This window comes from Mycolicibacter sp. MU0102 (assembly GCF_963378105.1).
GTDB classification, from domain to species: Bacteria; Actinomycetota; Actinomycetes; order Mycobacteriales; family Mycobacteriaceae; genus Mycobacterium; species Mycobacterium holstebronense.
Window position 1 is genome coordinate 1,981,479 of the sequence record NZ_OY726398.1, and the last position, 24,244, is coordinate 2,005,722.

20 protein-coding genes are annotated in these 24,244 nt (G+C 66.9%); 12 read left to right on the plus strand and 8 right to left on the minus strand.

What is annotated here, in order from left to right; translation table 11 throughout:
• The first annotated feature begins 30 nt into the window (after positions 1 to 30).
• The 3 genes from RCP37_RS09220 to RCP37_RS09230 are packed head-to-tail and all read left to right on the plus strand — an operon-like array spanning position 31 to position 5,189.
• Positions 31 to 921, plus strand: coding sequence for a LysR family transcriptional regulator (locus tag RCP37_RS09220; RefSeq protein WP_308486563.1), 891 nt, complete (start codon positions 31 to 33; stop codon positions 919 to 921).
• A gap of 9 nt (positions 922 to 930) precedes the next feature.
• Positions 931 to 3,627 (plus strand): DNA polymerase I, encoded by a 2,697-nt coding sequence (gene polA, locus RCP37_RS09225; RefSeq protein ID WP_308486564.1) that lies wholly within the window; start codon positions 931 to 933, stop codon positions 3,625 to 3,627.
• A gap of 44 nt (positions 3,628 to 3,671) precedes the next feature.
• Positions 3,672 to 5,189 carry an HNH endonuclease signature motif containing protein gene (locus tag RCP37_RS09230; RefSeq protein WP_308486565.1) on the plus strand — a complete coding sequence of 506 codons (1,518 nt, stop codon included), beginning with the start codon at positions 3,672 to 3,674 and terminating at the stop codon, positions 5,187 to 5,189.
• Between the two features lie 10 nt (positions 5,190 to 5,199).
• On the opposite strand, the gene RCP37_RS09235 is transcribed toward RCP37_RS09230, so the two are convergent.
• Both RCP37_RS09235 and RCP37_RS09240 read right to left on the minus strand, forming a co-directional pair.
• Complete coding sequence (locus tag RCP37_RS09235) at positions 5,200 to 6,165, minus strand: NAD(P)H-dependent flavin oxidoreductase (RefSeq protein ID WP_308486566.1); 966 nt, start codon at positions 6,163 to 6,165, stop codon at positions 5,200 to 5,202.
• A gap of 18 nt (positions 6,166 to 6,183) precedes the next feature.
• Entirely contained in the window at positions 6,184 to 7,311 is a 1,128-nt protein-coding gene (locus RCP37_RS09240) for a PrsW family intramembrane metalloprotease (RefSeq protein WP_308487011.1), read from the minus strand.
• A gap of 173 nt (positions 7,312 to 7,484) precedes the next feature.
• Between RCP37_RS09240 and rpsA the strand changes: the two genes are divergently transcribed.
• Positions 7,485 to 8,924 carry a 30S ribosomal protein S1 gene (gene rpsA, locus RCP37_RS09245; RefSeq protein WP_308486567.1) on the plus strand — a complete coding sequence of 480 codons (1,440 nt, stop codon included), beginning with the start codon at positions 7,485 to 7,487 and terminating at the stop codon, positions 8,922 to 8,924.
• A gap of 30 nt (positions 8,925 to 8,954) precedes the next feature.
• Positions 8,955 to 10,172 (plus strand): dephospho-CoA kinase, encoded by a 1,218-nt coding sequence (gene coaE, locus RCP37_RS09250; RefSeq protein ID WP_308486568.1) that lies wholly within the window; start codon positions 8,955 to 8,957, stop codon positions 10,170 to 10,172.
• Positions 10,173 to 10,190: 18 nt separating this feature from the next.
• On the opposite strand, the gene RCP37_RS09255 is transcribed toward coaE, so the two are convergent.
• The gene (locus tag RCP37_RS09255) at positions 10,191 to 10,616 is read right to left on the minus strand and encodes a hypothetical protein (RefSeq protein ID WP_308486569.1); all 426 of its coding nucleotides are present in this window, start codon (positions 10,614 to 10,616) and stop codon (positions 10,191 to 10,193) included.
• Positions 10,617 to 10,748: 132 nt separating this feature from the next.
• Here RCP37_RS09255 and RCP37_RS09260 point away from each other — a divergent pair, with 132 nt between their 5' ends.
• From RCP37_RS09260 to RCP37_RS09270, 3 genes are all read left to right on the plus strand, one after another.
• Positions 10,749 to 11,348, plus strand: coding sequence for a TetR/AcrR family transcriptional regulator (locus tag RCP37_RS09260; RefSeq protein ID WP_308486570.1), 600 nt, complete (start codon positions 10,749 to 10,751; stop codon positions 11,346 to 11,348).
• Positions 11,349 to 11,419: 71 nt separating this feature from the next.
• Entirely contained in the window at positions 11,420 to 11,809 is a 390-nt protein-coding gene (locus RCP37_RS09265; protein ID WP_308487012.1) for an MmpS family transport accessory protein, read from the plus strand.
• Positions 11,806 to 14,688, plus strand: coding sequence for an MMPL/RND family transporter (locus tag RCP37_RS09270; protein WP_308486571.1), 2,883 nt, complete (start codon positions 11,806 to 11,808; stop codon positions 14,686 to 14,688). Before RCP37_RS09265 ends, RCP37_RS09270 begins: the two co-directional genes overlap by 4 nt.
• On the opposite strand, the gene RCP37_RS09275 is transcribed toward RCP37_RS09270, so the two are convergent.
• Positions 14,660 to 15,199, minus strand: a complete 540-nt coding sequence (locus tag RCP37_RS09275) for a ribonuclease FAU-1 family protein (RefSeq protein WP_308486572.1) — start codon at positions 15,197 to 15,199, stop codon at positions 14,660 to 14,662. The two genes, RCP37_RS09270 and RCP37_RS09275, sit on opposite strands and share 29 nt — an antisense overlap.
• 103 nt (positions 15,200 to 15,302) lie before the next feature.
• Here RCP37_RS09275 and uvrB point away from each other — a divergent pair, with 103 nt between their 5' ends.
• A complete protein-coding gene (gene uvrB / locus RCP37_RS09280; RefSeq protein ID WP_308486573.1) occupies positions 15,303 to 17,474 on the plus strand; it encodes an excinuclease ABC subunit UvrB in 2,172 nt (723 codons plus the stop codon).
• A 68-nt stretch (positions 17,475 to 17,542) separates the two neighbouring features.
• Positions 17,543 to 18,973 (plus strand): MFS transporter, encoded by a 1,431-nt coding sequence (locus tag RCP37_RS09285; RefSeq protein WP_373693170.1) that lies wholly within the window; start codon positions 17,543 to 17,545, stop codon positions 18,971 to 18,973.
• Here the strand turns inward: RCP37_RS09285 and arsB are convergent.
• Together arsB and RCP37_RS09295 are read right to left on the minus strand one after the other, a co-directional pair.
• Complete coding sequence (gene arsB / locus RCP37_RS09290) at positions 18,925 to 20,427, minus strand: ACR3 family arsenite efflux transporter (RefSeq protein ID WP_308486575.1); 1,503 nt, start codon at positions 20,425 to 20,427, stop codon at positions 18,925 to 18,927. The genes RCP37_RS09285 and arsB overlap by 49 nt on opposite strands.
• On the minus strand, positions 20,427 to 20,822 hold the full coding sequence (locus tag RCP37_RS09295) for an ArsI/CadI family heavy metal resistance metalloenzyme (RefSeq protein ID WP_308486576.1): 396 nt from the start codon (positions 20,820 to 20,822) through the stop codon (positions 20,427 to 20,429). Before RCP37_RS09295 ends, arsB begins: the two co-directional genes overlap by 1 nt.
• 102 nt (positions 20,823 to 20,924) lie before the next feature.
• Between RCP37_RS09295 and RCP37_RS09300 the strand changes: the two genes are divergently transcribed.
• The gene (locus RCP37_RS09300) at positions 20,925 to 21,284 is read left to right on the plus strand and encodes an Rv2640c family ArsR-like transcriptional regulator (RefSeq protein ID WP_308486577.1); all 360 of its coding nucleotides are present in this window, start codon (positions 20,925 to 20,927) and stop codon (positions 21,282 to 21,284) included.
• Positions 21,285 to 21,288: 4 nt separating this feature from the next.
• Here RCP37_RS09300 and RCP37_RS09305 read toward each other — a convergent pair whose 3' ends face one another.
• On the minus strand, positions 21,289 to 22,905 hold the full coding sequence (locus RCP37_RS09305; protein WP_308486578.1) for a glycosyltransferase family 39 protein: 1,617 nt from the start codon (positions 22,903 to 22,905) through the stop codon (positions 21,289 to 21,291).
• Between the two features lie 178 nt (positions 22,906 to 23,083).
• Between RCP37_RS09305 and RCP37_RS09310 the strand changes: the two genes are divergently transcribed.
• The gene (locus RCP37_RS09310) at positions 23,084 to 23,530 is read left to right on the plus strand and encodes a universal stress protein (protein WP_240175877.1); all 447 of its coding nucleotides are present in this window, start codon (positions 23,084 to 23,086) and stop codon (positions 23,528 to 23,530) included.
• 13 nt (positions 23,531 to 23,543) lie between these two features.
• Here RCP37_RS09310 and RCP37_RS09315 read toward each other — a convergent pair whose 3' ends face one another.
• Positions 23,544 to 24,230 carry an MBL fold metallo-hydrolase gene (locus RCP37_RS09315; RefSeq protein WP_308486579.1) on the minus strand — a complete coding sequence of 229 codons (687 nt, stop codon included), beginning with the start codon at positions 24,228 to 24,230 and terminating at the stop codon, positions 23,544 to 23,546.
• Between the last annotated feature and the right edge of the window lie 14 nt (positions 24,231 to 24,244).

The following is a 24,244-nucleotide window of genomic DNA, read 5'->3' on the forward strand; positions in this document are numbered from 1 at the left end:
TATTTAGTTCAGAAACTATATTCAACGCTTATGGAACTGCGGCAGCTCGAATACTTCGTGGCGGTGGTCGAGGAAGCGAACTTCACCCGCGCGGCGCAGCGGGTGCACGTGGCGCAGCCGGCGGTCAGCGCCCAGATCGGGCGGCTGGAGCGAGAACTCGGCCAGCGGCTGCTGGACCGCTCCCGCCGGGAGGTTCGCCCGACGGCGGCCGGCGCGGCGGTACTGCCGTACGCCAAAGCGGCCTTGGCGGCAGTCGGTGACGTGCGGCTCGCCGTCGACGAGCTCAGCCAGCTGATCCGCGGCACGGTCACGATCGGCACCGTCACCGCCCATCCCGTCGACGTGCCAGGGCTGCTCGCCGAGTTTCACGCGGATTACCCGGGCGTCGAAATCACCCTGAGCACAGCCAATTCCGATGAGCTGATCGACGCGGTTCGGGGCGGCGACCTGGATCTGGCGATCGTGTCGGTCGGCCCCAGTGAGCAGCCCGCCGGGCTGGATATTGAGGTGGTCACCGACGAAGCCGTCGACGCGGCGGTGGGCCTCGCCGACGAGCTGGCCGGACATGCCACGGTCAGCCTGGCGCAGTTGGCGCAGCGGCCGCTGATCACCCTGCCGGTCGGCACTGGCATCCGCAGCCAGCTCGATCAAGCCTGCGCCGGGATCGGCGTCTCGCCGCGGATCGCGTTCGAGGCCAGCACTCCGCAGGCGCTGGCCGAGCTCGCCGAGCGCGGACTCGGGGTCGCGATCCTGCCGCGCTCGATGGCTCGCAACCGCCCGGGCCTGCACGCACTGCGGCTGACGCCGGAGCTGCGCGGCCGGCTGGTGTTGGCCTGGCGTGCCTCGGGACCGCGCAGCCCCGCAGCCCGGGTACTCGTCGACAGGGCGCGGCAGTTCCTGCGTGTCGGGGCGGGTGCCTAGAGTGGGTCCGTGAGCCAGACCAAACCGACGCTGCTGCTTCTGGACGGAAATTCGCTGGCGTACCGGGCCTTCTACGCGTTGCCCGCCGAGAACTTCAAGACCCGCAGCGGCCTGACCACCAACGCCGTCTACGGGTTCACCGCGATGCTGATCAACCTGCTGCGCGACGAGGCCCCGACCCACGTCGCCGCCGCGTTCGACGTGTCGCGGCAGACCTTCCGCTCGGAGCGCTTCCCCGAGTACAAGGCCACCCGCTCGGCCACCCCCGATGAGTTCCGCGGCCAGATCGACATCACCAAGGAGGTGCTGGCCGCGCTGGGCATTACCACGTTGTCGGAGCCCGGCTTTGAGGCCGACGACCTGATCGCCACGCTGGCAACCCAGGCCGACGCCGAGGGCTACCGGGTGCTGGTGGTCACCGGCGACCGCGACGCCCTGCAACTGGTCAACGAGAACGTGACCGTGCTCTACCCCCGCAAGGGTGTCAGCGACCTGACCCGGTTCACCCCGGACGCGGTCGTCGAGAAGTACGGCCTGACCCCGGCGCAGTACCCGGACTTCGCGGCGTTGCGCGGCGACCCCAGCGACAACCTGCCGGGCATTCCCGGGGTGGGGGAGAAGACCGCCTCGAAGTGGATCACCGAATACGGCTCGCTGCAGGGGCTGGTGGACCAGGTCGACACCGTCAAGGGCAAGGTCGGAGATGCGTTGCGCGCCAACCTGTCCACCGTGGTCCTCAACCGTGAGTTGACCGACCTGGTGCGCAACGTGCCGCTGGCCCAGACGCCGGACACCCTGCGGCTGGTGCCGTGGGACCGTGAGCAGATCCATCAGCTCTTCGACGACCTGGAGTTCCGGGTGCTGCGTGACCGGTTGTTCGACACGCTTTCCACCGCCGGCGGCGCAGTGCCCGAGGCCGAGGAGGGCTTCGAGGTCCGCGGCGGCGCCCTGGAGCCCGGAACGGTCGCCTCGTGGCTGGCCGAACACGCCTCCGATGGCCGCCGCACCGGGCTGGCCGTGATCGGCACGCACCGCAGCTTTGACAGCGACGCGACCGCGCTGGCCCTGGCCTCGGCGGACGGCGAAGGCGGCTATATCGACACCGCGACGCTGACCGCCGAGGACGACGCCGCGCTGGGCGCCTGGCTGGCCGACTCGGCCAATCCCAAGGCGCTGCATGAGGCCAAGCTGGCTATCCACGACCTGGCCGGGCGCGGCTGGACCCTGGACGGTGTCACCTCTGACACCGCCCTGGCCGCCTACCTGGTGCGGCCCGGTCAGCGCAGCTTCAGCCTCGACGACCTCTCGGTGCGCTACCTGCGCCGGGAGCTGCGTGCCGAATCCGATGAACAGCAACAGCTTTCGTTGCTGGATGACACCGAGGGCGTCGACGATCAGGCCGTGCAGACCGCGATCCTGCGGGCCCGGGCGGTCAACGACCTGGCCGACGCGCTGGATCTCGAGCTGGCCCGCATCGACTCGTCCGGACTGCTCGCCGACATCGAACTGCCGCTGCAGCGAGTGCTGGCCGAGCTGGAGACAGCCGGGATCGGTGTGGATCTCGATCACCTGAGCCAGCTGCAGAGCCGGTTCGGTGACCAGATTCGCGACGCCGCCGAGGCGGCCTACGCGGTGATCGGCAAGCAGATCAACCTCGGCTCGCCCAAGCAGCTGCAGGTGGTGCTCTTCGACGAGCTGGGCATGCCCAAGACCAAGAAGACCAAGACCGGCTACACCACCGACGCCGACGCGCTGCAGACCCTGTTCGACAAGACCGGCCATCCGTTCCTGGAGCACCTGCTGACCCACCGCGACGTCACCCGGCTGAAGGTGACGGTCGACGGATTGCTGAAATCGGTTGCCTCCGATGGCCGAATCCACACCACGCTGAATCAGACGATCGCGGCGACCGGCCGGCTGTCGTCGACCGACCCCAACCTGCAGAACATCCCGATCCGCACCGACGCCGGCCGCCAGATCCGCGACGGCTTCGTGGTCGGCGAGGGTTACCCCGAGCTGATGACGGTCGACTACAGCCAGATCGAGATGCGCATCATGGCGCACCTGTCGGCCGACGAGGGCCTCATCGAGGCGTTCAACACCGGCGAAGACCTGCACTCGTTCGTCGGGTCGCGGGCGTTCTCGGTGCCCATCGACGAGGTGACCCCGGACATGCGCCGCCGTGTCAAGGCGATGTCCTACGGCCTGGCCTACGGGTTGAGCGCCTACGGGCTGGCCTCCCAGCTCAAGATCTCCACCGAAGAGGCCAAAGAGCAGATGGACGCCTACTTCGACCGGTTCGGGCGGGTCCGCGACTATCTGCACGAGGTGGTCGAGCAGGCCCGCAAAGACGGCTACACCTCCACGGTGTTGGGCCGGCGGCGCTACCTGCCGGAGTTGGACAGCAGCAACCGCCAGGTCCGGGAGTCCGCCGAGCGGGCCGCGCTCAATGCGCCGATCCAGGGCAGCGCGGCCGACATCATCAAGGTCGCGATGATCAACGTCGACCAAGCTCTCAAGGCCTCCACCCTGCGGTCGCGAATGCTGCTGCAGGTGCACGACGAATTGCTGTTCGAAGTGGCCGACGGCGAACGCGAGCCGCTGGAGGCGCTGGTGCGCGACAAGATGGGCAGTGCCTATCCGCTCAGCGTTCCGCTGGAGGTCGCGGTGGGCTACGGCCGGAGCTGGGATTCGGCAGCGCACTAACGCAGATCGTCGAACTGTCGGGGGAGACGCGTACAATCGAACACATGTTCGAAGGAACGCTACCTTCCGCGGAGTCGATTGATCGGCTCAGTGAGCTGTTTGAGCGGCGGTATCCATCGACGACGCCGGAGTCGGCGGCGTTGGTGGAGCGGATCTGTGTCTCGGCGCGGGCGGAGAACCGGGCGGCGGCGGCGCAACTGGTGGCGATCGGCGAGTTGTTCGCGCTGCGATTGAGTCGGTGTAGCGAAACCGAGGAGTGGGCGGTCGATACCGAGGCGGCGGTGAGCGCTGAGGTGGCGGCGGCGTTGCGGATCAGCCAGGGGTTAGCGGCGAGCCGGTTGCGGTATGCGCGGGCGATGCGGGAGCAGTTGCCGCAGGTGGCTGAGGTGTTCAAGGCCGGCGATATCGATATTCGACTGTTTCAGACGCTGGTGTATCGCACGGATCTGATTGCTGATCGTGAGGTCTTGGCGCTGGTCGATGGCCAGTTGGCGGCGCAGGTGGTGCGTTGGCCGTCCCTGACCAGGAGTCGGTTGGCCGGCAAGGTCGACAAGATCGTCGCCAAAGCCGACGCCGATGCGGTGCGGCGCCGCAAAGAGCGTCAAGCGGAGCGGAAGATCGGGTTTGCGGACCAAGAGGGTGGGCTCTCGGAGGTTTACGGCAGCTTGTTCACCCCTGATGCCCGTGCCCTGGACAAGGCGCTGGATAAGTTGGCGGCCACGGTGTGCGAACACGATCCGCGCACTCGCGCGCAGCGGCGTGCCGATGCGATGGGGGCGTTGGCAGCGCGGGCGGATCGGCTGGGGTGTCGCTGTGGGCGCCCGGATTGCGCTGCTGGGGGGCGTGCGGCGGCCGGTCCGGTAGTTATTCATGTGATGGCCGAGCAGGCCACCGTCGATGGGACGGGTGATGCGCCGGGCTCGTTGGTCGGGTCTGACGGATTGATCCCGCCGGAGTTGATCGCCGAGCTGGCCCGATCGGCCCGGTTGGTGTCGTTGGTGCATCCCGGCGATGCCCCGCCCGAGCCGGGGTATGTGCCTTCGAAAGCATTGGCTGATTTTGTGCGGTGCCGGGATATGACGTGCCGTTGGCCCGGTTGTGACCGTCCGGCCCTGGACTGCGATCTGGACCACACGATTGCTTACGGTGACGGTGGTTCTACGCATGCGTCGAATCTCAAATGCTATTGCCGCACACATCATTTGGTTAAGACGTTTTGGGGCTGGCGAGATCAGCAGCTGCCGGACGGGACGGTAATCCTGACCTCGCCATCGGGGCAGACCTACGTCAGTACCCCGGGCAGTTCCCTGTTGTTCCCGCACTTGTGCGCACCCACCGGGGAACTGCCGACACCACTGCGCCGCGATAACGACCGCTGTGGGGAGCGCACCGCGATGATGCCCCGGCGCCGACGCACCCGCGCCCAGAACCGCGCGGCCCGCATCGCCACCGAACGCAACCAAAACCACAAAGCCCGCCAAGCCCGACGTGCCGCATTCGACACCGTCTGGTTCCCGAAAGTGGCCCCCGGCATCGACCCCGACGACCCGCCGCCCTTCTAGCTAGCGGCGGTCACGAGCCGCGGTTCAGGATCCTGGTGGCGTCGTGCACCATCTGCGCCACGATGGCACCCGCCGGCAGAACGTCGTGGATGAGTCCGACGGCCTCGCCGATCAGGATGTGGGCAATGTCGAAGTCCGCGGCGGCGAGCCCCGCCTGAAATGCGTCGATGGCCTCGGGCAGGTTGGCCAGCAAGTGGCTCTCGTCGCCGTGCCAGCTCTGCAGGAACGTGTTGCGCAGCGCCCGCTCGTCGTATTGGGCAGGCCAATCGAGTTGTCGCACAAGGTCGTAGACGCGGGTGCGGACGGTGTCCTCGCCGCTGGCTCGGATGGCTCGCTGGTGCGCGCTGGGTGATACGAGTGCCTCGCTGCAGGCCCAGAACCGAGTGCCAATCAAGACTCCGTCGGCGCCGAGCGCCAACGCCGCGGCCACCCCGCGACCGTCGGCGATTCCGCCCGCGGCCAGTACGAACGTTTCCGGCGAGTGCCCGGCCACCAGGTCGACGACGGCGGGGACAAACGTCAGGGTCGAGCAGCCCGACATTCCGTGGCCGCCGGCCTCGGCGCCCTGGGCGACGATGACGTTCGCTCCCGCCCGCAGCGCGGCATGCGCCTGCTCCAGAGTCTGCACCTGGCAGATCAGCGGAACCCCCGCGTCGCGGATGTCGCCGGCGAAGGCCTCGGGATCACCGAAGGACAGCATGATCGCCGCCGGCTGCCGGTTGAGTGCGACGGCCAGCGCCTCCGGCGCACGGGTCAGGCTCCAGGTGATGAATCCGCACCCGACGCGCGCGTCGCCGGCAGCGTCGAATTCGCGCTGCACCCAGTCAGCGTCGCCGTAACCCCCGCCGAGCAGACCGAGGCCACCGGCATGTGTGACCGCCGCCGCGAGCCGGCCGCCGGATGCCTGCGCCATCGGCGCCAGCACGATCGGGTGCTCGATACCGAAGTAGTCGGTGAGGCGATTGCGCAGCGACATCGCGGTGCCTCCCGGAGATCAGCGCCGCGCCGGCAGGGGAGAGTGATACCCGGCCATGGTGTAGAGCACCGGCGCCGCTGTGCGGGCGGCCACCACCCCGTAGGCGTCCTCCTGCTGTACCGCGAACACCTCGGGATCACCGAAGCCCCGGTCGATGCGGTCCCGGATGAACGCCAGCTGGACCACTTGCACGGCGAAGTTCTTGACCGCCTTGCCGGCAGGCCGGCCCCCGATGCGGGTGGCCTCGCGGATCGCCAGCTTGCGGGTGCGGATCGATCCCAGCCAGGTCGCTTCGTTGGGGCTGATCAGGCCGCCGGCCACCATGCCGGGCAGCTTGCTGGCGACCAGTTGCTGTTCGTGCCGGCGGCTCAACACGCCCAGCAGCACCATCAGCAGGAACACCGGAACCAACCAGAAGAAGTAAGTCACCAGGAAGAGTTGCCCGCCGCCCATCGCCAGCGAGGCGTTCCACGAGGCGTGCATCGCCACTGCGCCCAGGTAGCCGATCAGGATCACGATGGCCTTCGACCAGAACCCGTGGCGGCGCAGCGCGAAGAACACCCCGATCCCGGTCATCGTGGTGAACAGCGGGTGGGCGAACGGACCGAAGATCAGCCGGGCGATGGCCACCGCGGCCATTTTGGCCGGTGAGTCGGCCGGCGCGATGTAGACGATGTCCTCCATCCAGGCGAAACCCACCGCCACGACGCCCGCGTAGACCATGCAGTCGGTCAGCGAATTCAGCGCCAGCCGCCGGCGTCCGGTCAGCATGACCAGCAGGAACAGGCCTTTCGCGGCCTCCTCGATGAACGGCGCCTGGATGGCCGCCATGTCGAAGGTCTTCGACACCAGCGGCCGCACGGTGGCGACCGAGGACCCGAAGGTCTCCAAGCCCACCGCCAGCACCACGGCCACCGACGCGCCCCACAAGAACGCCAGTTGCAGCAGTCGGCGCGGCTCGGGTTCCCAGCGGTCCAGCCACCGGTAGCACAACAGCACCACCAGCATCGACATGCTCGCCAGTACCAGCGCGGTCAGGGTCCCGCCCGGGTTGGCCGCGGTGAAGAGCAACAGCAGGAATGCGGTGAGGACGGCGAGCAGGACAATGACGATGAGCGGCGCTCCGACTTTTCGCCGGTTCCGCATCTGAGGCATAGCGAGGGAGCGTAGCCACCGGTTTGTCCAGCGTGCAACGCGTCGAGTAGCCTCAACAGGTAGTCCTCGTCTAGTCCTAGACCAGATCGTGGGCCACCGCATGCGCAGCATGCGTGACAACACCCCGTCCCTACTACGCCACAATGTCCGGAGCAACCCAACACATGCCAAGTCCCACCGTGACCTCGCCGCAAGTAGCCATCAACGACATTGGCTCCGCCGAGGATTTTCTCGCCGCTATCGACAAAACGATCAAGTACTTCAACGATGGCGACATCGTCGAGGGGACGATCGTCAAGGTTGACCGGGACGAGGTCCTGCTCGACATCGGTTACAAGACCGAAGGGGTCATCCCCTCCCGCGAACTTTCGATCAAGCACGACGTCGACCCCCACGAGGTGGTGTCCGTCGGTGATGAGGTCGAAGCCCTGGTCCTGACCAAAGAGGACAAAGAGGGTCGTCTGATCCTGTCCAAGAAGCGCGCCCAGTACGAGCGCGCCTGGGGCACGATCGAAGAGCTCAAGGAGAAGGACGAGGCCGTCAAGGGCACCGTCATCGAGGTCGTCAAGGGCGGCCTGATCCTCGACATCGGCCTGCGCGGCTTCCTGCCGGCCTCGCTGGTGGAGATGCGCCGGGTCCGCGACCTGCAGCCGTACATCGGCAAAGAGATCGAAGCCAAGATCATCGAGCTGGACAAGAACCGCAACAACGTGGTGCTGTCCCGTCGTGCCTGGCTGGAGCAGACCCAGTCCGAGGTGCGCAGCGAGTTCCTCAACCAGCTGCAGAAGGGCGCCGTCCGCAAGGGTGTCGTCTCCTCGATCGTCAACTTCGGCGCGTTCGTCGACCTGGGCGGCGTGGACGGCCTGGTGCACGTCTCCGAGCTGTCCTGGAAGCACATCGACCACCCGTCCGAGGTCGTTCAGGTGGGCGACGAGGTCACCGTCGAGGTGCTCGACGTCGACATGGACCGCGAGCGGGTTTCGCTGTCGCTCAAGGCCACTCAGGAAGACCCGTGGCGCCACTTCGCCCGCACCCACGCGATCGGTCAGATCGTCCCGGGCAAGGTCACCAAGCTGGTGCCGTTCGGTGCGTTCGTCCGTGTCGAGGAGGGCATCGAGGGTCTGGTGCACATCTCCGAGCTGGCTGAGCACCACGTCGAGGTCCCGGACCAGGTGGTCGCGGTTGGCGACGACGCCATGGTCAAGGTCATCGACATCGACCTGGACCGCCGCCGGATCTCGCTGAGCCTCAAGCAGGCCAACGAGGACTACACCGAGGAGTTCGACCCCTCGAAGTACGGCATGGCCGACAGCTACGACGAGCAGGGCAACTACATCTTCCCCGAGGGCTTCGACGCCGAGACCAACGAGTGGATCGAAGGTTTCGACAAGCAGCGCACCGAGTGGGAGGCCCGCTACGCCGAGGCCGAGCGTCGTCACAAGATGCACACCGCGCAGATGGAGAAGTTCGCCGCTGCCGAGCACGCCGAGCCGCGCTCGGGTGCCAACGGTTCGCACCGCGACGAGGCTCCGGCCGGTGGTTCGCTGGCCAGCGACGAGCAGCTCGCCGCACTGCGTGAGAAGCTCGCCGGTAACAGCGCCTAAATCGCGCCCAAGCGGGTTGAAGGGGCGCAGATGCTGCGTATCGGTCTGACCGGCGGTATCGGCGCCGGTAAGTCGACGGTGTCGGCTGCCTTCAACCGCCACGGTGGCGTCATCGTCGACGGTGACGTCATCGCCCGTGAAGTAGTGGAGCCCGGTACCGAAGGCCTCGCCAAATTGGTCGAGGCCTTCGGGCCGGGCATCCTGCTTCCGGACGGAGCTTTGGACCGTCCGGCGCTGGCCGCGATCGCGTTCAGTGACGACGACAAGCGGGCCACCCTCAACGGCATCGTGCATCCGCTGGTGGCGCAACGCCGTTCGGAGCTGATCGCGGCAGCCGGTACGGATGCGGTAATCGTCGAGGACATTCCGCTGCTGGTCGAATCACAGATGGCACCGCTGTTCCCGTTGGTGGTCGTGGTGCATGCCGAGGTAGAGACTCGGGTGGCCCGGCTGACCGAAATCCGTGGCATGTCGGAGGCCGACGCGCGAGCCCGGATCGCCGCCCAGGCCACCGAGCCGCAACGGCGCGACGTCGCCGACGTCTGGCTGGACAACTCCGGCAGTCCGGATGACTTGGCTGCCAAAGCACTTGAGCTGTGGGAGCAGCGCATCCTGCCGTTCGCGCACAATCTCACCAACCGCCAGACGGTGCCGTCCCCGACGCAGCTGGTGCCGGCCGATCCGACGTGGCCGGACCAGGCGCAGCGCATCCTGGCCCGGCTGCGCACCACCTGTGGTCACCGGGCGACCCGCGTCGATCACATCGGGTCGACCGCGGTGTCCGGACTGGACGCCAAAGACGTCATCGACGTGCAGATCACGGTCGAATCCCTGGCGGTGGCCGACGAACTCGCCGACACATTGCTGGCTGCGGGATACCCGCGGTTGGAGGCGATCACCGCCGACAATGTCAAGACCGACGCCCGCAGCACCGTTGCGGAGTTCGACCACACCGATAGTCCGGCATTGTGGGACAAGCGGATTCATGCCTCTGCCGACCCGGGGCGGGCAACCAACGTCCACATCCGGGTCGCGGGCTGGCCCAATCAGCAGTTCGCCCTGCTGTTCCCGGCCTGGCTGTCCGCTGATGCCGCCGCACGGGCTGACTATCTGGCGATCAAGCGCGACGCCGAACGCGCGGCCGCCGACGGCGACATCGATGCTTATTGCGAGGTCAAGGAGCCGTGGTTCGACACCGCCTACCGGCGGGCGTGGGCGTGGGCCGACGACACCGGGTGGCGGCCTTAAAAGGGCTTACCGGCTGCTCTAAGCCATGCTGCTGATCAGCGCGCCGCAGAGCATCGCGCCGGTGTGGGGGTCATTGGTGTTGCCCCAGGTGTTGATGAAGCGCTCGCTCTTGACCGTGGTGACGTCGTCGACCTTGATCTCGCAGTGCACGGTCGCGGTCGTCGGGAAACGCAGGCGGATCACCATGCCGGCCTTGCTGGGGTCGGCCATCACGGCGTTGGCCTCGAACTGGCTGCCGAACGCGTCGAGGTCCGCGCTGGCGGTCTCGGTGTCGGTGCGCATGAAGGTGACCACGTTGCCGCTGTTCCAGGCGTCGACCTTCGCGATGTAGGTGACGTTGTGCAGCTCGTCTACGGCGGCGGCCGGAGCCGGGATCAGCTGACCACACCCGAGCACGGCTGCGGTGGTGGCAGCGGCGACACCGATTCGCAGTTTGGCGTTCATAGCAGCGGAGTTTAGCGCGGCTGCGGCAATGGCCCTCGGGCGTAACGTGCGTCACAGGTACCGCAGCCAAGCGGCCGGAATCACAAAATTTGCATGGCGCGCAAAGTTTGCATTGTGTGCAATGATTTGCGGGTGGATGCGCCGCAGGTCAGCTCGCTGAGAGAACGCCGGCGGCGCGAAACAGAAGCAGCCATCCATCGTGCGGCGGTCGAGTTGATCGCCGAACGGGGCTACGACGCGGTGACGGTGCCGATGATCAGCGAGCGCGCCGGCGTCTGTGTACGCACCTTCTTCAACTATTTCCCGAACAAGGAAACGTCGGTGGTGCTGCCGTTCCCGCCGTTCGACCCCGAGCTCAGTGCGGTGGTGCGAAGCGGGCCGGGCGCAGAGCGTCTGATGGCCGATGTGGCCGAACTGGTGATCAACCACATCGAGGTCCACACCGAGAACTCGGTCGGCCTCGCCACGCTGCTGCGGATGATCTGCGAGATCCCGGAGCTGCTCCGGTTACATACCGCCGAATTGGCCGAGCTGGAAACGCAGCTGGTCGAGCTGATCGCCCAGCGACTCCAGTTGCCCAGCGCCGATCGGCGCGTCGAAGTGTTCGCCAGCGCGGTGATGGCGACGGCGAACACCGGCATCCAGCGCTGGTCGCGCGACCCGGAGGCCGGCTCGTTGTCGGACGAGGTCCGGCGCTGTGTGTGCCTGCTGGAACCCCTGCAACACCTTTAGGCCCCTTGGGCCTACCGCGAAAGCGAAAGGGAAAGAACATTTTTGACTTCGTGAAGCGCGCCTGGATTCCCATGGTCGTGGTCCTGGTGGCGACGCTGGCAGGGTTTGCGGGTTTTCGCATCCATGCGGTGATGGCGCCCAAACCCGCGCCGACCGCCTTCATCGACGAGTCCAGACCCGTGATCCCCAAAGACGTCATCTACGAAGTGTTCGGACCTGAGGGGACGGCCGGCCAGGTGAACTACCTCGACGAGAACTCGCAGCCGCAGCGCGCCGATTTCACGACCTTGCCGTGGTCGTTCACCATCTCCACCAAGCTGACGTCCATCTTCGCCAACGTGGTCGCCCAGGGCGACAGCAGCTCGATCGGCTGCCGCATCACCGTCAACGGAGAGGTGCGCGACGAACAGACGGTCGACACCCATAACGCTCAGGTCTTCTGTCTGGTGAAGTCGGCATGAGCGGCGACACCGTCACCCATTCCCGGGTCGCGCGGTTCATTCACCGCGTGCCGCTCCTCGTCGTAGTGGCGTGGCTGGCGCTCACCGTCGTCGTCAACGTCGTTGTGCCGCAGCTCGAAGAGGTCGGCAAGGCACACTCAGTGTCCTTGGCGGCCAAGGACGCCCAGTCCTACCAGGCGATCAAGAAGCAGGGCGCCAACTTCGAGCAGTTCGACTCCGACAGCATGGTGATGGTCCTGCTGGAGGGCGATGAGCCGCTCGGCGACCAGGCGCGCACCTACTACCACGGCTTGGTGGAGAAGCTGCGGGCCAACACCGAGCACGTCGAGTACGTGCAGGACTTCTGGGGCGACCGGATCACCGCCGGTGGCGCCCAGAGTATGGACGACAAGGCCGCCTATGTGCAGCTGAACCTGGTCGGGGACCAGGGCACCACCACCGGCAAGGAATCGGTGCAGTCGGTGCGCGACATCGTCGACGGCAGCTCGCCGCCGCCCGGACTGCATGTCTATGTGACCGGCCAGGCCGCCCTGACGATGGACATGAACGACGCCGGCGACGAGAGCATGCTCAAGATGACGGCGATCACCTTCGTGGTGATCACGGTCATGCTGCTGCTGATCTACCGCTCGATGGCAACGGTGCTGTTGATCTTGTTCACCGTCTTCGTCGAACTGGGTGCGGCGCGCGGGATCGTGGCGGTACTGGGCCACTTCGAGATCATGGGGCTGTCCACCTTCGCGGTGAGCCTGCTGACCTCGCTGGCGATCGCGGCCGGTACCGACTACGCGATCTTCTTCATCGGCCGCTACCAGGAGGCCAGGGCGGCAGGCCAAGATCGCATCACCGCGTACTTCACCACCTACCACAGTGTTTCGCATGTGGTGCTGGGCTCGGGTCTGACGATTGCCGGCGCCACGTTCTGCCTGAAATTCACCCGGCTGCCGTACTTCGCATCCATGGGTGTGCCGTGTGCGGTCGGCATGCTGGTCGTGGTCGCCGCGGCGATGACGATCACCCCCGCTGTTCTGCTGCTGGGCACTCGGTTCGGCCTGCTGGAGTCCAAGCGGAAACTCTCGGCGCGGGGCTGGCGCCGGATCGGGACCGCGATCGTGCGGTGGCCCGGGCCGATCTTCGTGGTGACCATGATCGTCGCCCTGATCGGGATCGGCGTGCTGCCGTCGTACTCGGTGAACTACAACGACCAGTACTACATCCCCAAAAGCCTGCCGTCGATTCAGGGCTATGAGGCGTCGTATCGACACTTCTCCAAGGCCCGGATGAACCCCGACATCGTGCTCGTCGAGACCGATCAGGATCTACGGACACCGGGCAACATGCTGGTGCTGGACCGGATCGCGAAGAACATCTTCCGCCTGGACGGAATCGACAAGGTACAGAGCATCACTCGGCCGTTGGGGGCACCGATCGACCACAGCTCGGTGCCGTTTCAGTTGAGCATGCAGTCGGTGCCCATCACCGAGAACCTCGACTATCTCAAGGGCCGGATGGCCGACATGCTGCACATGACCGATCAGCTCGGTTCGATGATCGAGATCATGGAGCGCATGCACGCCCTGATGTCGGAGCAGGCCGGCGTCACCCACGACATGGTGGGCCACACCACCGAGATGAAGCAGGTCACCGATGAAATGCGGGACCACATGGCTGATTTCGACGACTTCTGGCGTCCGATGCGCAACTACTTCTACTGGGAGCCGCACTGCTCGGGCGTCCCGATGTGCTGGTCGTTGCGGTCGATCTTCGACGGGCTCGACGGGGTCGACAATCTCAGCGACAAGATGACGGCGATGCTGGGCGATCTGGAGCACATGGACACCCTGATGCCGCAGATGGTGTCGCAGCTGCCGCCGATGATCGCCATTTCCAAGGACATCCGCGAAACGATGCTGACGATGTACAGCACGTTCAACGGGATGATCAACCAGATGGCGCGGATGACCGACACCGCGACCGTCATGGGGCAGGCCTTCGACGCCGCGAAGAACGACGACTTCTTCTATCTGCCGCCGGAAGCCTTCGACAACGCCGACTTCCAGAAGGGCCTCAAGTTGATGGTCTCGCCGGACGGGAAGTCCGCGCAGATCATCGTCACCCACGAGGGCGACCCGGCCGGTAACGCGGCGCTTTCCAAGACCGAGGAGGAGCTGACCGCGGCCAAGGCGGCGATCAAGGGCACTCCGCTACAAGGAGCCCGGGTCTACATCGGCGGCACGGCGCCGACCTATCACGACATCGGCGAGTTCTTGAGATACGACATGATGCTGGCGGTGATGGCGTCGCTGTGCCTGATCATGATCATCATGCTGGTGCTGACCCGCAGCCTCGTGGCGGCCGCGGTGATCGTCGGAACGATCGCGGTCTCCCTGGGCTCGTCGTTCGGGTTGTCGGTGCTGATCTGGCAACACATCCTCGGCCTGCAACTGCACTGGTTCGTGCTGCCCTTCACTGTGATCATCCTGTTGGCGGTGGGATCGGACTACAACCTGCTACTGGTATCTCGCTTCAAGGAAGAACTCGGCGCCGGGATGAATACCGCGATCATCCGCGGCGTCGGGGGATCGGGCAGCGTGGCCACCCAGGCGGGACTGGTGTTCGCGTTCACCATGGGCGCGATGATCAGCAGTGACCTGGTCTCGATCGGTCAGTCCGGGACCGCGATCTGCCTGGGGCTGCTGTTCGACACGTTCATCATCCGGGCGTTCATGACGCCGTCGATCGCGGCGCTGCTGGGCCGCTGGTTCTGGTGGCCGATCAAGGTGCTGCCCACCTCGTCGCTCACCCGCAACCGGCCGGCCGTGACCGAGCGCGCGGCCGACGACCCGGCGACTACCGAGATCCCGGTGGCGACCCCCTAAGCCCATCGCTGACCGGCCAGGTCACGGGCATGCCCCGGCCGGCCAGCCACCGGTGCAGGTCGTAGCCGTTGCGGGCCAGGCCGTCGACGGCGGCCACCGCGCGCAGCACCGCCTGCTCGGCGTCGTGCTGACTGAGCAGACCCTCGGCGACGGCGGCCATCAGCTCGTCGGTGTCGGCGAGCTCGACGCCGGATGCGGTGCGGACCACCAGATCCAGGTAGTGGTCCCGGGAGCGCCAGTGCTCCGGTCCCGCGGTGTACTCGCCGACGTCGAGGTAGAAGTCCTGCTCACGCTCGTAACCCGGGCTGAAATGGAAGACGGTCGCGCGCAGCCCCAGCGATGGCAGCAGCCAGGACTCCAGGTAGTGGAATTGGGCCCGGCCCGGGGTGGGGCGGGCCAGGTAGAGACCCCACGGGTGCACCGTGTAGACGTCGACGGCACGCACCACCCCTTTGGGGTCGGTGTTGGTGTAGCCGCGCAGGTCGAAGGTCTCTTCCTTGGGTGGATGCACCGCTGGCCGCCTCTCGCTGTCGGAGGCCCAGCCTATTGCCCGGCTCCTCCTCATCGCGCTGGCGCGCTCTGCATTGTCGCCGGGCGGGCCTACCCTGGCTTCCGTGGCCTTCGCAACCGAACACCCTATCGTCGCGCATTCGGAGTACCGGCCCGCCGCAGACGCCGTGGAAGGCATCGTCCGCGCCGGCGGCCGGTTCGATGTCGTCAGCGAGTTCCAGCCGGCCGGTGACCAGCCGGCCGCCATTGCCGACCTGGAACGTCGTATCACCTCGGGGGAGAAGGACGTGGTGCTGCTGGGCGCCACCGGCACCGGCAAATCGGCCACCGCGGCGTGGCTGATCGAGCGGCTGCAGCGCCCCACCCTGCTGATGGCGCCCAACAAGACGCTGGCCGCGCAGCTGGCGAATGAGCTGCGAGAGATGTTGCCGCACAACGCTGTCGAGTACTTCGTCTCGTACTACGACTACTACCAGCCGGAAGCCTATATCGCGCAGACCGACACCTACATCGAGAAGGACAGCTCGATCAACGACGATGTCGAGCGGCTGCGCCACTCGGCGACCTCCAGTCTGCTGTCCCGGCGCGACGTCGTGGTGGTCGCCTCGGTGTCCTGCATCTACGGCCTGGGCACCCCGCAGTCCTACCTGGACCGCTCCGTAGAGCTGCAGGTCGGCGCCGAGGTGCCGCGCGATGGACTGCTGCGACTGCTGGTCGACGTGCAGTACACCCGCAATGACATGGCATTCACCCGCGGCTCGTTCCGGGTGCGCGGCGACACCGTCGAGATCATTCCCTCCTACGAGGAGCTGGCGATTCGCATCGAGTACTTCGGCGACGAGATCGAGGCGCTGTACTACCTGCATCCGCTCACCGGGGATGTGGTGCGCAAGGTCGACTCGCTGCGCATCTTCCCGGCCACCCACTACGTCGCCGGCCCGGAACGGATGACGCAGGCCATCTCCACCATCGAGGAGGAGCTGGCCGCCCGGCTCGAAGAGCTGGAGAACCACGGCAAACTGCTGGAGGCCCAGCGGCTGCGGATGCGCACCAGCTACGACATCGAGATGATGCGCCAGGTCGGCTTCTGCTCGGGCATCGAGAACTATTCGCGGCACATCGACGGTCGCGGCGCCGGGACGGCGCCGGCCACCCTGATCGACTACTTCCCCGAGGACTTCCTGCTCATCATCGACGAGTCGCACGTCACCGTGCCGCAGATCGGCGCCATGTACGAGGGCGACATGTCACGCAAGCGCAACCTGGTGGAGTTCGGTTTCCGGTTGCCGTCGGCCTGTGACAACCGGCCGCTGACCTGGGAGGAGTTCGCCGACCGGATCGGCCAGACGGTCTACATGTCGGCCACCCCGGGACCCTATGAGCTCAGCCAGGCCGGCGGCGAGTTCGTCGAGCAGGTGATCCGCCCGACCGGCCTGGTGGACCCCAAGGTCGTGGTGAAGCCGACCAAGGGCCAGATCGACGACCTGATCGCCGAGATCCGGCAGCGCACCGCGGCCGACGAGCGGGTGCTGGTCACCACGCTGACCAAGAAGATGGCCGAAGACCTCACCGACTACCTGCTGGAGATGGGGATCCGGGTGCGCTACCTGCACTCCGAGGTCGACACGCTGCGCCGGGTGGAGCTGCTGCGGCAACTCCGGCTCGGCGACTACGACGTGCTGATCGGCATCAACCTGCTGCGCGAGGGTCTGGACCTGCCAGAGGTGTCGCTGGTGGCCATCCTCGACGCCGACAAGGAGGGTTTCCTGCGCTCCACCCGCAGCCTGATCCAGACCATCGGCCGCGCCGCCCGCAACGTCTCCGGCGAAGTGCACATGTACGCCGACAAGATCACCGACTCCATGCGTGAAGCCATCGACGAAACCGAACGCCGCCGGGCCAAGCAGGTCGCCTACAACGAGGCCAACGGCATCGACCCCCAGCCGCTGCGCAAGAAGATCGCCGACATCCTCGACCAGGTCTACCGGGAGGTGGAGGACACCGAATCCATCGAGGTCGCCGGGTCGGGCCGCAACGCCTCACGCGGGCGGCGCGCCCAGGGAGAACCCGGCCGGGCGGTGAGCGCCGGCGTCTTCGAAGGCCGCGACACCAGCAACATGCCACGGGCCGAACTGGCCGATCTGGTCAAGGACCTCACCGAGCAGATGATGAACGCGGCGCGTGATCTGCAGTTCGAGCTGGCGGCCCGGATCCGCGACGAGATCGCCGACCTCAAGAAGGAACTGCGGGGTATGGACGCGGCCGGCATCAAGTGACGCGCCAGGCAGGCGATCCATTTTCGCGTGTGATGGTGATCCGTGATTGACTGCAAGCGGTGGTGGAACTGACTGAAGCAGTGGTGCATGACTCCGCTGTAAGCGCTGGCAGCTGGCGTGAGCTGCTCGGTAGGCGCTATTTGGGCACCGCGGCCGTTCTGGCTGGCGGTGTGGCCCTGTACGCCACCAACGAGTTCCTGACGATCAGCCTGCTGCCCAACACCATCAAGGACATCGGCGGCGAGCGGTTCTACGCCTGGGTGACCACCCTGTACCTGGTCGGATCGGTGATCGCCGCAGCCGCGGCCAACGCGGTGCTGGTCCGAGTGGGTTCCCGATTGGCCTACCTGATCGGCCTGCTGTCCTTCGGCCTGGGCACGGTGCTCTGTGCGCTGGCGCCCGAGATGGAAGTCCTGTTGATCGGCCGCACCCTGCAGGGCATGGGCGGCGGCCTGTTGGCCGGGCTGGGATGGGCGCTGATCAACGCCGTCCTGCCCAGCTGGCTGTGGACCCGGGCCTCGGGGCTGGTGTCCGCCATGTGGGGTGTCGGCACCCTGGTCGGCCCGGCGGCCGGTGGCCTGTTCGCCCAGTTCGGCATCTGGCGGTGGGCGTTCGGACTCATGGCGATACTGACCGTGGCGATGGGCGTGGCGGTCAGCGTGGTGCTGCCCGCCGGGAGCACCGGGCACCGCGGCGAACCCGTGAAGTTCCCGGTGCGGTCGCTGCTGCTGCTGGGCGGTGCCGCACTGGCGGTCAGTGTCGCCCAATTGCCGCGCAGCCTGGTCGCTGCGATGGGGCTGCTACTGGTCGGCGGGGCCCTGCTGGCCGTGTTTCTGGTCGTGGACCGGCGCTCGTCTGCGGCGGTGCTGCCGTCCAGCGCCTTCCAGCCCGGCCGCGAGAAATGGATCTACCTGACCCTGGGCCTGCTGATGGCCACCACCAAGGCCAACCTGTACATCCCGCTGCTCGGGCAGCGGTTGGCCCACCTGCCGCCGGTGATGGCCGGCTTCCTGGGCGCGGCGCTGTCGACCGGTTGGACGTTCAGCGAGATCGCCAGCGCGTCGGTGAGCAAGGTGCGGGTGGTCATCGGCCTGGTGATCAGCGCGCCGCTGGTGATGTCGGCGGGTTTGGCGGTGGTCGCGTTCGCCCGGATGAGCCACTACAACCCGACCGCGGTCGGCGCGATCTGGGCGCTGGCTCTGCTGGTCGTCGGCATCGGTGTCGGCGCCGGCTGGCCGCACCTGTCGGCGTGGGCGATGAGCTGCGTCGACGATCCTGCCGAGGGCGGAACCGCTGCCGCCGCCGTCAACACCGTCACGTTGATCGGCGGGGCGTTCGGTGCAGGCATCGCCGGCCTGGTGGTCAACACCGCGATGAGCGCCGGTCAGCCCGCGGCCCGCTGGCTGTTCGCGATCTTCGCCGTGCTCGCCGCAATGGGATTCGTGGTCGCCTACCGGGCCAGCCGGGGTGCCGGCGAGCTCGTCGGCGGCGCCGCCTGACCCGGTGCGACATCCGGCAAGAGTTCGGCGATGAGCGCGTTGACGTGGCTGGTTATGTCGTCGCGGATGGCGCGGACGGTGTCGAGCGGCTGACCGGCAGGATCGTCGAGTTTCCAGTCGCGGTAGGACACGCCCGGGAAGTAGGGACAGGTGTCGCCGCAACCCATGGTGATGACGATGTCGCTGGACTCGACGGCGTCGGCGGTGAGCACCTTGGGTGTGCTGGTGCTGAGGTCGATGCCGATCTCGGCCATGGCAGCAACGGCGCGGGGGTTGATCTGGTCGGCGGGTTCGGTGCCGGCGGAACGGACCTCGATGCGGTCACCGGCGAGGTGGCGCAGCAGTGCCGCGGCCATTTGCGAGCGACCTGCGTTGTGCACGCAGACGAATAACACGCTGGGTCTGGTGGGTGCGGTGAAGCGGTTCCGCAGAGCCAGCGACGCGTAGACCAGACCGACCAGGACGGGCACCTCGATCAGGGGCCCGACCACCCCGGCCAGTGCTTGGCCACTGGCGGCGCCCCAAGTGGCGATCGCCACCGCGATGGCGAGCTCGAAATTGTTGCCGGCGGCGGTGAACGCCAAGGTGGTGGTGCGCGCATAGCCCAGGCCGAGAACCGCCCCGACGAGGTAGCCGCCGCCCCACATGATCGCGAAGTAGGCCAGCAGCGGGATTGCGATACGGACCACGTCCAGGGGCTGGTGGGTGATCTGATCGCCTTGTAGCGCGAAAAGGATGACGATCGTGAAGAGCAGTCCGTACAGCGCCCAGGGCCCGATCCGCGGCAGGAGCCGACTCTCATACCAGTCGCGGCCCTTGGCGCGTTCGGCCACACGGCGGGTCAGGTATCCGGCGGCCAGCGGTATACCGAGGAAGATCGCCACCGACCGGGCGATCTGCCAGGGCGAGACTTCGATGCTCGTCTGCGGCAGGCCCAGCCAGCCGGGTAGCAGGGAAAGGTAGAACCAGCCCAGCACGGCGAACATGACGACCTGGAAGACCGAGTTGAGCGCGACGAGGACGGCGGCGGCTTCGCGGTCCCCGCAGGCCAGGTCGTTCCAAATGATCACCATGGCGATGCAGCGGGCCAAGCCGACCACAATGAGCCCGGTGCGGTATTCGGGCAGGTCGGCCAGCAGCAGCCAGGCTAGGACGAACATCACCGCCGGGCCGACAACCCAGTTGAGCAGGAGCGAGCTGATCAGCAGTCGCCGATCCGAGGTGACGGTGTCGAGCCGGTCATAGCGGACCTTGGCCAGCACGGGATACATCATGATCAGCAGTCCGGCGGCGATCGGCAGCGAGATCCCGTCGATCTGCACCGCGCTGAGGCCGTCGCCCAGACCCGGGATCATCCGTCCCAGCGCGAGGCCGGCGGCCATGGCCAGTCCGATCCAGACCGGTAGCAATCGATCCAGGGTGGACAGCTGTGTCGTCGTTGCGTCGTCGATCATCAGCAGCACGAGGCCGGGGCTGCGGCGGACTCGGCATCGGCGATTTTGGTGTAGACCTCCCAGCGCTCTCGGTCTGGGCCGCTGACCCAGACCTTGTCCTGGGTGGCGTAACAGCAGGTGGTGCCCATCTCCTCCTCGGTCAACAGGCCCACCGCAGTCAGGCGGGTGATCTCCTCGTGGACGATCTCGCTGGAGGACACCTCGACGCCGAGGTGGTTCAGCGTCCCGCCGTGGCCTGGGTTCTCCAGCAGGACCAGCTTCAGCGGCGGGTCGGCGATCGCGAAATTGGCGTAGCCGGGCTTGACCTTGGCCGGCTCGGTACCGAACAACCGGGAGTAGAACGCGATTGCGGCATCGAGGTCGTCGACGTTGAGTGCGAGCTGTACGCGGGACATGGCAACCACCTCCGGTTGTGCGACATATGTCGAACTAGCGATCCTGGGGTCAGCATGCCCACTATTTCGATATATGTCAATGAAGTGTGTCAGTATGGAGGCATGCCCAAAGCGTTGCCGGTGATCGACACGACCGCGCCGGTGTGTTGCGCCCCGGTTGCCGCAGGGCCCATGACTGACCCCGATGCATTGCAGATCGCGTTGCGGCTCAAGGCGTTAGCGGATCCGGTGCGGGTCAAGATCGTGTCGTATCTGTTCAGCTCGGCTGCCGGAGAGGAGAAGTCCGGCGACCTGGCCACGGCTCTGGGCTTGAGCGAATCCACGGTCAGTCACCACCTGACACAGCTGCGCAAGGCCGGCTTTGTGGTCTCCGACCGGCGGGGGATGAACATGTTCCACCGGGTGCGTCCGGAGGCTTTGCAGGCATTGTGCGCGGCCCTGGACCCCAACTGCTGTACCTAACCGGTCAGCGGGTGGACTTGATCACCTGGGCGAAGGTGAACTGCCAGCGTTCAACGACGTGGAAGCGCAGCGCGTGCAGCATCTGGCCGTCGGGGGTGCGCGCAAACCGGGTGCCCATCGGCAACATCACCGCCCGCTGATGGGCCGGCAGGCTGCGGTCGTGATCGGTGATGGTCCAGATGGTGGGGCAGCGGTCGAACTGATCTTTCAGCGCCGTCACCGACAGGTGCCCGTCCCACAGCCGCCCCAGGGTTTGGCGGTGCGGCCCCAGGCCGGGGTCGGTCAGCTTCGCGAACGCCTCGGGACGCGCGGCGGTCAGCGCCCGGATCGGGCCGGGTAGCCACCGGGTGGTGTTGTCGATCAGCAGGCAGTCCCCGGGCTGGGCGTGCGCGACGATCACGTCGGCGACCGCGCTGTAGTCCCAGCCTTTTTCTTTGGTGTAGCGATCACGTTGATTGACAACGTAATTGGGCACCGCAGCGATCGTCAGTAGGGCGACGACGCCGATGACGGTGCGGCGCGAAGTGGCGATTGTGGTGACCGCGATCGCCAGCGCGATCGCCATCGCCGGAGCCGTGCTGATCAAATACCGCGGGTAATAAACTGGTTTCACCAGCACCGAATAGGCCAGCGCGGCCACGGTCGGGATCAGCATCCAGGCCAGGCACAGCGCCGCCAGCCGTCGCGTCTCGGCGTCGGGGGACCGGCGGGCGCCGTTCCGGACGGCGACGACGGCGCCGGCGAGCAGCAGCCACGCCAGGATCGCGAACGGCGCACTGTTGTCGAAGTACTGCTGCTGGACGATCTCGATGACGGTGTGCGGGTTCAGCGAATGAATCCAGGCGACCTGCCGGATCTGCCCCTGGCCGAACCAGAGGAACGGGGCCAGCGCGGCCAACCCGATACCGGCCGCCGCAGCCCATCTCCGCCTCGCGGAATCGTCGGCGCCCACCTGTCGCAGCGCCACCGCGTGTACCGCCACCATCAGCACGGTGAAGGTGTTCAGCAGCGTCGCCGCCACGACCGCCACGCCGTAGCCCACCCACAGCCGCATGGTGTTGCGCCGGGCCGCGGTCACCCACAGCACGGTGAGCCAGACCGCGGCCATCGCCGAGAACGCATACGGGCGCGCCTCGACGCCCGCCCACGTCATCCGCGGCAATATTGCGTAAAGCGCACCGGCGCACACCGATACCTGCCGGCCGGTGAACCCGCGGGACAGCACCACCACGCCGGCGGCCCCTAGTCCGACCGCCAGACTGCTCGGCACCCGCGCCCAGAATTCGGTCGCGGGAAAGACCGCGAACCAGCCATGCATGACCAGGTAGTACAGCCCGTGTACCGCGTCGATGTGAGTGAGCAATCGCCACAGTTCCGGAAGTGAGCGGTGCGTCGCCGCCGAGATAGTCGCTGCTTCGTCGAACCACAGCGACGGCCGGCTCGCGCCGATGACGCTGATCACCGTTGCCGCGACGGCGATTACGGCCGCATCCGGCGAGCGTGGTTGGCGCAGTGGCGGACCCGCCTCAGTATGCACCGGGGCCGGGCTCAATACCTGGCTCAACGGCGTGCGCTGTCGGTAGCGGTGACGGTGATGACATTCCACGTTACCGTTGGACACGGCATGTCAGCTACGTCACGGGGCTTGCCAAATGGGGCTTTCTGGCCGGTCAGGCGGCTGGGCGCGCCGCGCCGCAAACGACATGTGACGCCAATCGCCCCCATCGGGGCCGTCGACGCGTTAATGTCGCCATGGCTTAATTTGCGAACACGCGACCAATGCACCGGGAGGGTTACCAATGAGCGGCTACAAGACCGTAGTGGTCGGTACGGACGGCTCGGACTCGTCGCTGCGCGCCGTCGACCGCGCGGCTCACCTGGCATCCGGTGAGGGCGCCAAGGTCATCATCGCGACCGCCTACCTGCCGCACGCCGACGACCCCCGCGCCGCCGACGCCCTCAAGGACGAGGGCTACAAGGCTTCGGGCAACGCCCCGATCTACGCCATCCTCAAGGAGGCCAAGGAGCGGGCGATCAACGCCGGGGCCTACGAGGTCGAGGAGAAGGCCATCGTCGGCGCTCCGGTCGACGCGCTGGTGGAGCTGGCGGAGTCGGTCAAGGCCGACCTGCTGGTGGTCGGCAACGTCGGCCTGAGCACTATCGCCGGGCGGCTGCTCGGGTCGGTGCCGGCCAACGTGTCGCGGCGCTCCAAGATCGACGTGCTGATCGTTCACACCACCGGCTAGCCGGCGGGGCGATTCACCAACCCCGTTCGCGCCACTCCGCCACGTGCGGGCGCTCGACCCCCAAAACGGTGTCATCGCCGTGCCCGGGGTAGACGACGGTGTCGTCGCCGAATCGGTCGAACACCTTGCGGCTCACGGCACCCAGCAGGCGCTCGAAATCCCCGGGCTGCCAAGTCTTTCCGACACCGCCGGGAAACAGGCAGTCGCCGGTGAACAGCTGCGTCACGCCGCCGGTGGCCGCGCCGTCGAGGGCCAGCGCCACCGATCCCTCGGTGTGGCCCTGCAGGTGGATCACATCGAAGCTCAGATCGCCGACCGTCACAATGTCGCCGTCGGCCAGGATGCGCTCCGGGGTGACCGGCAGCGGCTCGGCGTCCAGGGCGTGCGCGGCCGTCGGCGCTCCGGTGGCCTCGGCCAGCGCGGCCAGCGCCTGCCAGTGGTCGAAGTGCTGGTGGCTGGTGACGATCAGCGCCACGTCCGGGGCATGCTCGCGCACCAGCGCCACCAGGTTCTCGGCGTCGTTGGCCGCGTCGATCAGCAGCGTCTTGCCGGTGTTGGTGCAGGTCACCAGGTAGGCGTTGTTGTCCATCGGGCCCACCGACGCCTTGATGATGGTGGCCCCGGGCAGGGTGCGCCGCGCCGCGGTTCCGGGTTCGACGTGTCCGGTGTAGTTGTCGTCCACCGCGATCTGGGAGGTCATGACCGTCACGGTAC

Bases quoted from the DNA above. Each gene is read 5' to 3' on its own strand.
- RCP37_RS09220 (WP_308486563.1), top strand. From the start codon at position 31: ATGGAACTGCGGCAGCTCGAATACTTCGTGGCGGTGGTCGAGGAAGCG.
- RCP37_RS09230 (WP_308486565.1), top strand. From the start codon at position 3,672: ATGTTCGAAGGAACGCTACCTTCCGCGGAGTCGATTGATCGGCTCAGT.
- RCP37_RS09235 (WP_308486566.1), bottom strand. From the start codon at position 6,165: ATGTCGCTGCGCAATCGCCTCACCGACTACTTCGGTATCGAGCACCCG.
- RCP37_RS09240 (WP_308487011.1), bottom strand. From the start codon at position 7,311: ATGCGGAACCGGCGAAAAGTCGGAGCGCCGCTCATCGTCATTGTCCTG.
- rpsA (WP_308486567.1), top strand. From the start codon at position 7,485: ATGCCAAGTCCCACCGTGACCTCGCCGCAAGTAGCCATCAACGACATT.
- coaE (WP_308486568.1), top strand. From the start codon at position 8,955: ATGCTGCGTATCGGTCTGACCGGCGGTATCGGCGCCGGTAAGTCGACG.
- RCP37_RS09255 (WP_308486569.1), bottom strand. From the start codon at position 10,616: ATGAACGCCAAACTGCGAATCGGTGTCGCCGCTGCCACCACCGCAGCC.
- RCP37_RS09265 (WP_308487012.1), top strand. From the start codon at position 11,420: ATGGTCGTGGTCCTGGTGGCGACGCTGGCAGGGTTTGCGGGTTTTCGC.
- RCP37_RS09270 (WP_308486571.1), top strand. From the start codon at position 11,806: ATGAGCGGCGACACCGTCACCCATTCCCGGGTCGCGCGGTTCATTCAC.
- arsB (WP_308486575.1), bottom strand. From the start codon at position 20,427: ATGATCGACGACGCAACGACGACACAGCTGTCCACCCTGGATCGATTG.
- RCP37_RS09295 (WP_308486576.1), bottom strand. From the start codon at position 20,822: ATGTCCCGCGTACAGCTCGCACTCAACGTCGACGACCTCGATGCCGCA.
- RCP37_RS09300 (WP_308486577.1), top strand. From the start codon at position 20,925: ATGCCCAAAGCGTTGCCGGTGATCGACACGACCGCGCCGGTGTGTTGC.
- RCP37_RS09310 (WP_240175877.1), top strand. From the start codon at position 23,084: ATGAGCGGCTACAAGACCGTAGTGGTCGGTACGGACGGCTCGGACTCG.
- RCP37_RS09315 (WP_308486579.1), bottom strand. From the start codon at position 24,230: ATGACCTCCCAGATCGCGGTGGACGACAACTACACCGGACACGTCGAA.